Here is a 12,167-nt window from a genome sequence, read left to right as displayed (position 1 = left end):
CATTATCTGTTCTTAAGTATCCCGGGGCCTGGGGGCAGAGCCCCAGTCGCCAGTCACCCCCGACGCGCAGCCGCCATGTCCCACGCCAGCCTGCAAGCCGCAACCAGTGAATCAGGCAGCGCCAGCCCCTTGCCCGCAATGTCAAAGGCCGTGCCATGGTCGGGTGAGGTGCGGATAAACGGCAAGCCCAACGTCACATTCACCCCACCGTCGAAATCCAGCGTCTTGATCGGAATCAGCGCCTGATCGTGAAAGCAGCAAATGGCGGCATCATATTGCGCCCGGGCGCGGGGGTGGAACATGGTGTCGGCGGGCAGGGGGCCGGTCAGCTCAATCCCTTCGGCGTGCAGCCGGGCGATGACGGGGGCGATCACGCTTGCGTCTTCATGCCCCATCGCCCCGCCTTCGCCCGCGTGGGGATTGAGGCCCGCAACAGCGATGCGCGGCGTGGACAGGCCGAAATCGCGGATCAGCCCGGCATGGGTCAGTCGGATCACCTGTTCCAGCAGGGCCGGGGTCAGGGCGGCGGGCACGTCGGCCAACGGGATGTGGATGGTGGCAGGCACCACGCGCAGCAGCGGCGAGGCCAGCATCATCACCACCGGCACATCGCCCGCCAGATGGGCCAGGTATTCGGTGTGGCCGGGAAAGGCGAAACCGGCACCATCCTTCAGCACCTTCTTGTGCAGGGGCGCGGTGACAATGGCCGAGGCGGCACCGGATTGCACAAGGCCCACCGCGCGGGCGATCACCTCGATCACGCCGATGGCATTGGCGGGGTCGGGCTGGCCCGGGGTGACGCGGGCGGCAAAGCGGTGGGTCAGCACGGGCAACCGACCTTCGGGCACATTGGCGGCGGCTTGTGGCGTGTCTACCGCGATCCAGTCGGTGCCGGGCGGCAAATGGCGCGGGTCGCCCAGCCAGACAAAGGGCACCGCTGGCCCCAGGGCCGCGCGGGCGCGCGCCGCCAGTTCCGGCCCGATTCCGGCCGGTTCGCCACAGGTCATGACAAGCGGAGCCTGGGTCACGGCGTGGTGATGATGGCTTCCGAGCGCAGTTCTTCCAGATACGCTTCGGCCAGCATGGTCAGGCGGCGCGAAATCAGCTGTTCGCGGATCGCCTCGCGGTTGATGGCCCCTTCCACCACTGGCGCGCGGCTGCACAGCATCAGAAACACGCGCGCGCCGCCCCGGGTAAGGGCGGTGGAATACTCGCCCGGATCAAGCTGCGCCAGCAGCAAGGCCACATCGGCAGGCACGGCGGCCACAGGCTGCGTTTCCACCGTCAGCCGGTCGGCGGGCAGGCCGCGTGCTTCGGCATACAGATCGGCGCAGGTGTCAATGCGGGCGTGCAGCGCTGCCGCCTGCGCCTGCACATCGGGTGTGTTGGGCAGCAGGAACTGGGCATATTCCAGCTGCACCGCGGGCGCCTCGGCGGTCCGGTCTTCGGTCACGTCGCGCAACTGGAACACGGCCACCGCATTGGGCAGCGTCACCGGTTCGGACACCTGACCGGGGCCAAGCGCCAGCACCAGTTCCACGATCTGCGGCGGCAGTTCGGATGTCGGCGTCCAGTCCAGCCGCCCGCCGCGCCCGGCAGAGGGCGAGGCGGAATAGCGCCGGGCGGCGGCGGCGAAACCGTCTTCGGTGCTGATCTCGGCCCGCAATTGCCGCGCCAGCGCCTGCTGCGCCTCGGGGTCGCCTTCGACCGGCAGGATGATTTCCGACAGCAAAAGCTGCATTGCCGTGTTCACCGTGCCACTGGTGATGGCGCGGTCAATCTCGGCATCGCTAATGGTGAACGATCCGACAAATCGCCCGCGCACCAGTTCGCGCCACAGGATGCCATTGCTGGCAAAATCGCGGAAGGTTTCCCGCTCGACTCCGGCCTGCGCCAAAGCCTGAACGAATTCATCCGTGCTCAGATTGGCGCGGCCGGCGAATTCTTCCATGCCGGCGGCGGTCTGTTCCGCGGTCAGGCGCAGGTTGAAGCGCTTGGCCTCGGCCACGGCCAGACGGTCCTGCGTCAGGCCCTTCATCGCCTCGGCCTCGGGATCGCCGGGAACGCGCAGCAGTTTGAGAAAGAGTTTGCGCTGCTCCAGCTCATACCGGGTGATCACCGAGTCATTGATGCGCAGCACCGCTTCAAACGGCGATCCGGCCTGTGCGGCCGCGCTGTGCGGAACAGCCATCATGGGGGCGGTCAGTACCACCGACAGGCAAAGCGCCCGGAGGAGGGAGGAGAAGGGTCTGGTCATGCGGTCTGCCGTCACTGCTCTTGCGCCTTTCTGCGTCTTGCGCCCGATTGGTCTGCCTTGCGGGACTGATCCTTGCCGTGCCCGCGTCAGCGTCTGCAACTGCGCGACGGGCCGGCACCGGTTCCGGCCCCAAAGCCGACCAGATCGACCGAAAGGCCGAAATCCGTTGTCGGCCTTACATTAGTCGAGGATGTGAACCGACGCGAGAGAGAAAGATCGACCGAAACGCATTCGTTGCGGAACTGAACCCCCAGCCCGGCGCGGTTGGCGCGGTCGGCCTCGATGTCATAGCGGGCCTCGGCCCGGGCGGTCCAGACCTCGCTGATCCGGTAGCTGCCGTCAAAGGCCAGCTCGGCAATATCGGCAGGCCGTTCTTCCTCGGGATCGGCAGACAAAAAGACATACGAACCAGCAATCCCATAGCGTTCCCCCGCCAGCGCCAGCCGGGTTTCGGATTTGGTCAGCTTCAGATCACCATCGACCAGCAGGCGCTGGGTCAGGCCCATGCCCATCGGCAGGGTCAGTTGCGCTGCCGCCAGCCAATCAGACCGGCGGCCATCCAGACCCGAGGCTTCGGTGAACTGGCCCAGATCTTCCGTGCGGAACACCCGGCCCACGGCGGTAGACAGGGTCCAGCCCGCTGGATCGACTCGGGTATAGGACAGGCCAAGGTTCAGCCGCCCGCCACGTTCGGTGGCATCCGACCCCGGATAGCGGTTGATGGAAAACAGATTGCCCTCATCGAATTCGACCAGCACCGAATCCTCATTGGGCAGGGCTTCTGTACCCTTTGGGGCCCAGACCAACTGCACCACCGGTTCGATCACATGGCCTACGCCCCCCGCACCGGATTTGGCCCAGGGCCAGCGCAGTTCGACCGCGACGCCGCCATGCAGCCGCGACGGGCTGCCGGCAAAACTTTCGTCATCGCCGATGCGGTAGGCATCGGCAGTCACCTCGCCCAGCGTGCTGGCCATGATGCCCATCGGCAAGTCCCAGTTGCGCCGCCAGTCCAGCCGCAGGGACGCGCGGGTGACATCGCGGCCAAAGGCGGGTAACGGGCCTGCCGCACCATCGGGATCGGTGGGATCGGTCGAGCTGCGGTAATGGCCATGGGTCTGCAGGCGCATCCCGGCTTCGCCCCCCAGCGGACCACCGGAAAAGCGGCGATGCCAGGTCAGATCGGCGATGAGCGTGGGCAGGGTGGAATTCACCTCGCCCTCGCGGATCGAGCGATACCCGATCAGACGACCAGAGATGTGTTCATTGCGCTTTGTGCGGCTGATGGCCACCTCACTGGCCAGGCGGTCAGTCTCGGGCAGGCCATAATCAAGCAGATAGGCCGGATCACTGACGATGACGCCCAAAACATAAAGGTTGAAGCCCTGGGGCAGGGCGAATTGACCGGTGGCGTTCAGGTAATAGCGGGTGTCGCCGGGCAACAGGTCATCCCGCGACACCGACCCGTTTAGATCGACAGTTCCGGTGGCAAAGGCCTGCCGATAGCGCAATTCCACCGTGCGGCCGGATTTGGTGGACAGATAGGGCGTGATCGTCAGGTCGCGGTGCGGCCCGAGGGTCAGGAAATACGGCAGCTTGATGCCGGTGCCCAGACCCGAGGTGGTGCGGATGGTGGGGGCCAGCACGCCCGAGGCGCGTTCCAGCGTCGGGTCGGGCATGCGCAGGCGGGGGAAATACACCACCGGCACGCCTGCGACGCGGAACTGCGCGTGGTCGAAATAGATCTGCCGTTCCTGCTGATCATGCACCACACGCCGCGCCCGGATTTCCCACAAGGGCGCTGCGGTGCTGCAGATCTTGCACGATGAGGCGACGGTGTTGTCAAGCTGGGTATACCGGCCGCCGATGCGCTGGATCTGGTTGGCGGCAAGCTGCAATTCGCGGTTCAGCACCAGCCGCGCGCTGGTCAGCACCCCTTCGGTCAGGTCGGCGGCAAGATCGGCCTGATCGGCAACCAGAATTGTGTCGGCGCCGTCCACCAGCACGATGGGCCCGGTAATGATCAGCCGGTCGCCGGCGCGGTCATAGACGATGCGGGCGGCGGTGAGCGTGCGGCCCTGATAAAACACCTCGACCCCACCTTCGGCGATCAGTTGGCCACCGGCGTCGATGCGCACAGAATTGGCCACCAGTGCCGCCATGTCCTGCGCCAAGGTGGTGCGGGCCGGGGTCAGCGACAGCAGCGCCCCGATGGCAAGGCCGGCCAGCAGACGGCGCAGGGTGCGACCTGTTCCTGAAGGTGTGCGCATCAGCCATCCTCCAGATGCAACAGCAGGCCCAAGGCCAGGAGAATGGCGGCAACGGGGGCGGCCCAAGCGGAAAGCAGAATCGGTATTTGGCCATTGTTGCCAAGTACTTGCGCAAAGTTTCTTAGAAAGAAGATGAAAAAGCCGCCCAGGATTGCCAGCAGCACATAGACCCCGGTTTTGCCAAAGCGCGCATGGCGCATAGTAAAGCCTGCCGCGATCAGCACCATGGCGACCAGCAGCAGCGGCTGTGCCAGTTCCATCTGATACCAGACCCGGTGCGCACGCGCAGAAAAGCCCGCCCGTTCCAGCCCGGCGATATAGGCAGGCAGGCCCCAGAACGGCACGGCCGAAGGGTCGCCAAAGCTGTCGCGGATGCGCGCTGCGGTCAGGTTCGAGGCAAGGGTGGCATCGGGGGGCAGGATGGTCGCCTCGCGTTCAGGGTTCGCGCCTGACATGTCCCAACGCTTGCCCCCCGTCAATGCCCAGGCACCGGTACCAAGGCGGGCACTGTCGGCCTCTATCCGCTCATCCGGCAGGCCACCCTCGCCAAAGCGCAGGAAGGTGACGCCGTAAAGCTCGGTTCCGTCGACATTGGAGCGCACGGCGCGGATCACGGTCTGCCCCTCATCGGTGCCCTGCCGCAGCCACAGCCCGGTATCGGCCAGCGACAGGGTGCTGACCGCCCCGTCCGCCGCTGCCGCCCAAAGCCGGTCATATTCCTTTTGCGTCGCAGCCACGAGCGGGTTGAACACCGCAATCGTCACCCCGCCGATCAGCAGCGCCATCAGCACCGGGGCCGCCAGAAACCGCAGCGCCGATCGCCCCGCCGCCCGGATCACCACCAGCTCCGACGACCGCGCCAGCGACAAGAACAGGGTGATCGCGGCCAGAATGGTGATGAGCGGCAGAATGCGGTACAGGCTGGCGGGCGTGTTCATCGCCGCAAGCTGCAGCGCCCCCGCCGTGCCGATGCCCTGGCCCGAAAAGCGGCGCAGCTGTTCGACCATGTCGATCAGCATCATGATCGCCCAGAAACTGCCAAGCACCTGCAGATAGGCCCAAAGAAAGCGCAGTGCGATGTAGCGGGACAGGATCATGCGCCCGTGCCTTCCATTGCAATGCCTGCCCGCTGCGCGCGGCTGAGCCAGCGCGGGCGTTGCGACATCCAGAGCAGCAGCACCCCGATGCCGATCCCGGCGATGGGGGCGGCGTAAACGGCAGGCCAGGCGTTTTCCGACCGGATCGCGAGCCCGGTGCCTTGGGTGTTGATCATCTGCACCACGATCAGCAACACCACCGCCACCCCGATCTGCCGCCACAGGCCAAAGCGGCTGAACGCGCCAAGCAGCAGCGCGCCAAAGCCGATCAGCGCCGCCGCAACCGCAAGGAAGGGCTGGGCAATGCGGCTGTGGCCTTCCTGCAGCAGATTTGCGCGCGACGATCGCAACTCGGCGCTGAGGCCCGCATCGGCGCGCAACAGCTCCAGCGTCGAGGCTTCGTCGATGCTGCGCGCGCTTTCGCGGCCATCCCCCAGCAGGCCGCCCAGATCATAGGTCACATCGGCAAAGCGGGTGACAGACAGGCGGCGGCTGGCCTGATCCAGCTCTTGGGTCATGCCTTCGAACATCAGGAGTTTCGGGCCATCTTCGCTGCGCGCCAGAAGCGCGCGGCGCGCGGTATAGGTCAGGGTCTGGCCCTCTGTGCGGTCATCGGACAGGAAGATATCGCGCAATTCGCCGGTATCGGTGATGTCGCGGATATAGAGCGTCAGCCCATCTGCCGGATGCAGGAACTGGCCGCTGCGCAAAAAACGGGCGGTGACGTTTTCGGCAATCTCGGCGCTGCGTTCGGTCAAGGCGGTCCGGCTGATGGGCACCAGAACATGGGTCAGCACCGACATCATCAGCATGACCACAAGACCAAACACGATCACCGGACGCGCCAGCCGGAACGATGAAAACCCGGTCGCCTGCATTACCACCAGCTCAGAGTCGTTCATCAGCCGGTTGGCGACGTAAACCGCTGCCACAAAGCTGGAAATCGGCAGCACCAGCCGGATCACATTGGGCAGGGTCAGCAGGGAAAATTCCACAAAGACCAGCGCCGACTGTCCGTCGCCGATCAGCTGGTCGAACAGGCCGACGGCACGGTTGACCCAGTAGACAGACACCAGCAACAGCGAAAAGAAGCCGAACAGCGCAAGAAGTTGCGACAGCAGGTATCTGTCAAATCTCGGCACGGTCTGTGTCGCTCCCTCACCCTTGTCGGCGGTAAACTAGGCGATATGTGCGGCGTTGAAAACCGGTAACTGGGACAACTGGTCTCTGGTCATTGCCGGGGGAGCGGGCTAGCCTTTCCCCTTCGCGGCGCATGTGCGCCTGACACCAGCCCGAGGATGACAATGACCCAACCCGTGCCGATCAAGTTTTGCGAAAGTGATGCCGACAGCCTTGCCGCCCAGCCGGGGCGGATTGCCGTTCTGGCCGATGCCGGGACGACGCTGCCGCCGCTTGTGCGCAAACTTGACAAGCTGACGCGGGGGGCTGTGTCGCGGGCGGTGGGGTCTGACGCGTTTGACAAGCTCAAACCGGGCGAGTCGCTGGATCTGGCCTTTCCGGCAGGGCTTGCGGCGGATGCGGTGCAGATCCTGCGCCTGCCGCGCAAGGCGACGCAGGATCAGGCGCGCAAGGCCGGGGCGGCGGTGGGGCGCGCCCTGTCGGGGGTGGAAACGCTGGTGTGCGCGGAAAACCACCCACGGGCAGCGGATATCGCCTTTGGTCTGGCACTGCGGGCCTATGATTTCACCCCGCACAAGACCGCACCACCAAAGCCGGTGGGCCCGGTGACGCTGATGGTCAGCGCGCCCGAACAGGTGGCGGCGGCGGCGGGTGCCGGGGCTGCGGTGGCGGAAGGCGTGTTTTTCACCCGCGACCTGGTGAATGAACCGGCCAATGTGCTGACCACCGACGATTTCGCCGCCCGCCTGGCCGCCATGCAGGAGTTGGGGCTGGAGGTCGAGATTCTGGAAGAAGACGCCCTGCGCGCCCTTGGCATGGGCGCGCTGCTGGGCGTGGGCATGGGGTCCGAGACGCCGTCCAAAGTTGTGGTCATGCAGTGGAACGGCGGACCGGAAGGCGAGGCCCCCTTTGCGCTGGTGGGCAAGGGCGTGGTGTTCGACACGGGTGGCATCTCCATCAAGCCTGCGGGCGGGATGGAAGAGATGACGATGGACATGGGCGGTGCCGGTGTAGTGGCGGGTGTGATGCGCACGCTGGCGCTGCGCAAGGCGCGCGCCAATGTGGTCGGGCTGGTCGGGCTGGTGGAAAACATGCCCGATGGCCGCGCACAGCGGCCGGGCGACGTGGTGAAGTCGATGAAGGGTGACACCATCGAGGTGATCAACACCGATGCCGAGGGGCGGTTGGTGCTGGCCGATGTGCTTTGGTACGCGCAAGAGCGGTTCAAGCCATCCGCCATGATCGACCTAGCCACGCTGACGGGGGCGGTGATCGTGGCGTTGGGGCATGAGAATACCGGGGTGTTCTCGAACGATGATGCCTTGTGTGACGCGTTCCTCTCGGCGGCTAAGGCGGAAGGCGAGGGCGCGTGGCGGTTGCCGATGGGCGAGGCTTATGATGCCAAGCTGAAATCCCGCATCGCCGACATGATGAACGTGGGCGGGCGCGATGGCGGCGCGATCACGGCGGCGCAGTTTCTGGCGCGGTTTGTCAAACCCGATATGCCGTGGTGCCATCTGGACATTGCGGGCACGGCACTGCTCAAGGCCGACAGCACTTTGGCGCCAAAGGGGGCGACAGGCTGGGGGGTGATGGCGCTCGACCGGTTGATCCGCGACCGGTTCGAAGGGAAATAGCCGCGTGGCGACGGTCATGTTCTATCACCTGACCCAGTCTTCGGCGGAACAGACCGCACGGGTGCTGATCGGGCGGGCGCGCGGGCAAGGCTGGCGGTTGATGATCCGGGGCACGCAGATGGCCGAGTTGCAGCGGCTGGACGCACGGCTGTGGGCCACGCCCGAGGACAGTTTCCTGCCGCACGGGATGGAGGGCGGGCCGCAGGATGCCCGCCAGCCGCTGCTGCTTGGCACCGGGGCGGTGACCAATGGCGCGAAAGGGCTGATGCTGATCGACGGCGCGGAGGTGGAGGCGGAGGAGGCGTCCACGCTGGAACGGGTCTGGGTGCTGTTTGACGGCAATGATCCCGGCCGGTTGTCGCAGGCGCGTGGTCAGTGGAAAGCGCTGACCGCCGCCGGTCTGCCCGCGCAATACTGGTCGGAGGAGTCGGGCAAATGGGAAAAGAAGGCCGAGAAAGCCTGACCTGCCTGCGCCTGTGGCAATGGTCTGCACCTTCCGCCGCGCGAGGCGGAAGGATCAGCGCCGCAGGATCATTTCGCCGCCGGTGATCTCCACAGAGTAGCGGCCCAGATAGGCCATGCCGAGCAGAGAGATGTCCAGATCGCCTTCGTTCACCACCGCGCCGATCCGGTCGTCGCGGTGTGGGCCGAGGGTCACATCGGTCAGGGTGACGCGCGCCGTGCGCACGATGCCGTTGGCGGTACGGGCCTGTCCGATGAAGGCGAGGGTGGCCGGGTCCAGCCCCAGCCGCCGGGCATCTGACAGGCTGAGCACCATGTCGCTGGCACCGGTGTCGACCATGAAGGGCACCGGCGTGCCGCCGATGCTCAGCGTCAGATAATAATGGCCATCGGCGGCGCGGGGCAGGCGGATCTCGCCGCCTTCAACCACCGCTTGCCGGGGCAGGATATCGGTGCGCATGTCCTGCCACAGGCCATAGCCCGCCATCAGCCCGATCACGATCAGGCCCCATGCGGCGGCGGTACGCAGGGCCTGACCCATGCGGCCGCGAAACTCTACAATGATATAGCCGCCGATCGCTGCCAGCAGCAGGCCAAGATAGGCCAGTCGTGCGATCATGTCGCCGTCCATGCGCGGGCTCCTGTTGCTTTGGGGGAAAGGTAGGGCGTCGGGGCCGGGTCTGCAATCGGCGGGCGATCAGATCAGGCCGGTTTGCCGGATCCCGTCGATCACGAATTGCACCGACAGGGCGGCCAGCAGCATGCCCAGCAGCCGGGTGATGACAATGGTGCCGGTGCGGCCCAGCATCCGTTCCAGCGGGGGCGAGGCCAAGAGGAACAGGAAGGTCACAAAGATCATCCCCCAGGTCAGGCCGAGTACGGCAAATGTAGCGGGCCAGTCGCCGCCGCCTTGCCCGATCAGCAGGATGATCGAGGCAATCGCGCCGGGCCCCGCGATCAACGGCGTGGCAAGCGGGAAGACCGACGGATCATGATCTTCATCCACGGTCTGGCCTTCGCGCCGCGTGGTGCGGCGTTCAAACAGCATGTCGAGCGCGGTCAGGAACAACAGGATGCCGCCCGCGATGCGGAAGGCCGACATGGAAATGCCGATGAAACCCAGAATCGCCTCGCCCGCCAGCCCGAACAGCGTGAGGAGCGCCGCCGCGATCAGGCAGGCGCGCTGCGCCATGGCCCGGCGCTGGTCGGCGGTCATGCCGCGTGTCAGTGCAATGAACAGCGGCACCAGACCCGGCGGGTCGATCACCACAAACAGCGTGGCAAAGGCGGTGATGAGGAAGGCGGTTTCCATGCGGGCAGGCTAGCCGCCCGCACTGCGCTTGCAAAGCGGTGTGCGGCGGTTTCGCGATAAAAATCGCAGGGCTGCGGTCAGGCCGCGCTTTCCAGCTTTTCCTGCGCCGCGAGCCAGAGCGCTTCGGCCTTGTCCAGCGCGTTCATGACTTCGGCGTATTTCTTGTTCCAGGTTTCCAGCTCGCCGATGCGGGCGGCCTCATAGAGCTCGGGGTCGGCCAGCTTTTTCGCAAGTTTGTCGCGCATGTCGTTGATCTTGGTCAGACGCTCTTCGCATTTGCGCACCTCGGCGCGCAAGGACAGCACCTCGTCGCGGCTGGCTTTCTTTGGCTTCTCTATCACCTTTGCGGCGGGCTTTTCGGGCTCATCCCCGGCCAGCAGCATCTTGCGATAGGCTTCAAGATCTTCGGTGTAAGGGGTCACCGCGCCGCCTTTGACCAGCCAGAGCCGGTCGGCCACGAGGGACAGCAGGTGCATGTCGTGGGACACAAGGATCACGGCGCCTGAATATTCGGTCAGCGCCTCGACCAGCGCTTCGCGCGATTCGATATCAAGGTGGTTGGTCGGCTCGTCAAGGATCAACAGGTGCGGCGCGTCGAGTGTGGCGAGCAGCAGCGACAGGCGGGCCTTTTGCCCGCCCGACAGACGGCCTACGACCGTTTCGGCCTGATCTGCCATCAGGCCAAAGCCTGCAAGGCGCGCACGCAGGCGGGGTTGCCCCTCAGCGGGGCGCTGGCGTTGCAGGTGTTGCAGCGGGGTTTCGTCGATATACAGCTCATCGACCTGATGCTGGGCGAAATAGCCGATGCGTAGCTTGGTCGACCGGGTGATTTTGCCCGCCATGGTTTCCAGCTTGCTGGCCAGCAGTTTCGACAGCGTCGATTTGCCTTCGCCATTGCGGCCCAGCAGAGCGATGCGGTCGTCCTGATCGATGCGCAAGGACAGGTTTTTCAGGACCGCCGGGCCGCCATAGCCCACGGCGGCGCCTTCCATGTTGATGATGGGGGGCGACAACTCCTCGGGCGCGGGGAAGGTGAAGACCACTTTCTTGGCATCCTCGGGCGCGGTGATGGTCTCCATCTTTTCCAGCATCTTCACGCGGCTTTGTGCCTGCACGGCCTTTGACGCCTTGGCCTTGAAGCGGTCGACGAAGGATTGCAGATGGGCGCGGCGGGCTTCCTGCTTTTTCGCCTCGGCTTGCAGCACGGCGCGGCGTTCGGCCACCTGACGCGCAAACTGGTCATAGGGGCCGGACCAATAGGTCAGCTTTTTCTGATCCAGATGCAGGATGCCGGTAACGGCGCGGTTCAGAAGGCCGCGGTCGTGGCTGATGATCAGCACGGTATGGGGGTATTTGGTAAGGTAGGACTCCAACCAAAGCGCGCCTTCGAGATCCAGATAGTTGGTCGGTTCGTCCAGCAGCAGATAGTCGGGTTGGGCAAACAGCACCCCCGCAAGCGCCACGCGCATGCGCCAGCCACCCGAGAAATCGGAACAGGGGCGCTTTTGCGCCTCGGCATCAAAACCCAGGCCCTTGAGGATGGAGGCCGCGCGCCCCTCAGCTGACCATGCGTCGATGTCGGACAGGCGGGCCTGAACTTCGGCGATGCGGTGCGGGTCTTTGGCGGTTTCCGCCTCGGCCAGCAGGGCATTGCGCTCGGTATCGGCCTCCAGCACCGTATCCAGCAGCGATGTCGATGACGACGGCACCTCTTGCGCGACACCGCCGATGCGGGCGCGGTTGGGCAGGGTGATGGTGCCGCCCTCCAGCGCCAGCTCACCCCTGATCAGGCGGAACAGCGTGGTCTTGCCCGCGCCGTTGCGGCCCACAAGGCCAACCTTGTGGCCGGTGGGAATGGTGGCCGATGCCCCCTCAAACAGGGGGCGGCCTTCGACGTTGTAGGTGATGTCTTCGATGCGTAACATGAAAGGGGGAGTGCCCTAGCGCGCGTGGGAGGTCAAGCGGCGGCGGAGTCTTTGCCGCAGGTTTGCG

General features: G+C 65.4%; 10 protein-coding genes. 2 read left to right on the top strand and 8 right to left on the bottom strand.

Annotated elements, in window-relative coordinates; genetic code table 11:
* Window positions 1–53 precede the first annotated feature (53 nt).
* The 5 genes from pdxA to lptF all read right to left on the bottom strand — a co-directional run bounded on the left by pdxA (window position 54) and on the right by lptF (window position 6,766).
* Window positions 54–1,007 (bottom strand): 4-hydroxythreonine-4-phosphate dehydrogenase PdxA, encoded by a 954-nt coding sequence (pdxA, locus tag EEB11_RS01405; RefSeq protein WP_245298722.1) that lies wholly within the window; start codon window positions 1,005–1,007, stop codon window positions 54–56.
* Window positions 1,008–1,024: 17 nt separating this feature from the next.
* Window positions 1,025–2,257, bottom strand: coding sequence for a peptidylprolyl isomerase (locus EEB11_RS01400; RefSeq protein ID WP_135428623.1), 1,233 nt, complete (start codon window positions 2,255–2,257; stop codon window positions 1,025–1,027).
* A gap of 86 nt (window positions 2,258–2,343) precedes the next feature.
* Window positions 2,344–4,527: an LPS-assembly protein LptD gene (locus EEB11_RS01395; protein ID WP_135428622.1), complete on the bottom strand. Its 2,184-nt coding sequence runs from the start codon at window positions 4,525–4,527 to the stop codon at window positions 2,344–2,346.
* On the bottom strand, window positions 4,527–5,624 hold the full coding sequence (gene lptG / locus EEB11_RS01390; RefSeq protein ID WP_135428621.1) for an LPS export ABC transporter permease LptG: 1,098 nt from the start codon (window positions 5,622–5,624) through the stop codon (window positions 4,527–4,529). Before lptG ends, EEB11_RS01395 begins: the two co-directional genes overlap by 1 nt.
* Complete coding sequence (lptF, locus tag EEB11_RS01385; RefSeq protein WP_135428620.1) at window positions 5,621–6,766, bottom strand: LPS export ABC transporter permease LptF; 1,146 nt, start codon at window positions 6,764–6,766, stop codon at window positions 5,621–5,623. The genes lptG and lptF overlap by 4 nt, the downstream gene beginning before the upstream one ends.
* Window positions 6,767–6,928: 162 nt before the next feature.
* On the opposite strand from lptF, the gene EEB11_RS01380 reads away from it, so the two are divergent.
* Window positions 6,929–8,401, top strand: coding sequence for a leucyl aminopeptidase (locus EEB11_RS01380; RefSeq protein ID WP_135428619.1), 1,473 nt, complete (start codon window positions 6,929–6,931; stop codon window positions 8,399–8,401).
* Window positions 8,402–8,405: 4 nt separating this feature from the next.
* Window positions 8,406–8,864: a DNA polymerase III subunit chi gene (locus EEB11_RS01375; RefSeq protein ID WP_435531089.1), complete on the top strand. Its 459-nt coding sequence runs from the start codon at window positions 8,406–8,408 to the stop codon at window positions 8,862–8,864.
* A 54-nt stretch (window positions 8,865–8,918) separates the two neighbouring features.
* On the opposite strand, the gene EEB11_RS01370 is transcribed toward EEB11_RS01375, so the two are convergent.
* The 3 genes from EEB11_RS01370 to EEB11_RS01360 form a co-directional block, all read right to left on the bottom strand.
* Entirely contained in the window at window positions 8,919–9,494 is a 576-nt protein-coding gene (locus EEB11_RS01370; protein WP_135428618.1) for a retropepsin-like aspartic protease family protein, read from the bottom strand.
* Between the two features lie 66 nt (window positions 9,495–9,560).
* Window positions 9,561–10,175: a MarC family protein gene (locus tag EEB11_RS01365; protein WP_135428617.1), complete on the bottom strand. Its 615-nt coding sequence runs from the start codon at window positions 10,173–10,175 to the stop codon at window positions 9,561–9,563.
* A 77-nt stretch (window positions 10,176–10,252) separates the two neighbouring features.
* Entirely contained in the window at window positions 10,253–12,100 is a 1,848-nt protein-coding gene (locus EEB11_RS01360) for an ABC-F family ATP-binding cassette domain-containing protein (RefSeq protein ID WP_135428616.1), read from the bottom strand.
* Between the last annotated feature and the right edge of the window lie 67 nt (window positions 12,101–12,167).

It is taken from the genome of Pseudotabrizicola sediminis, assembly GCF_004745575.1.
Lineage (GTDB): Bacteria > Pseudomonadota > Alphaproteobacteria > Rhodobacterales > Rhodobacteraceae > Pseudotabrizicola > Pseudotabrizicola sediminis.
Note: the sequence above shows the minus strand (reverse complement) of the source record. Positions and strands in the feature narration are given on the sequence as shown.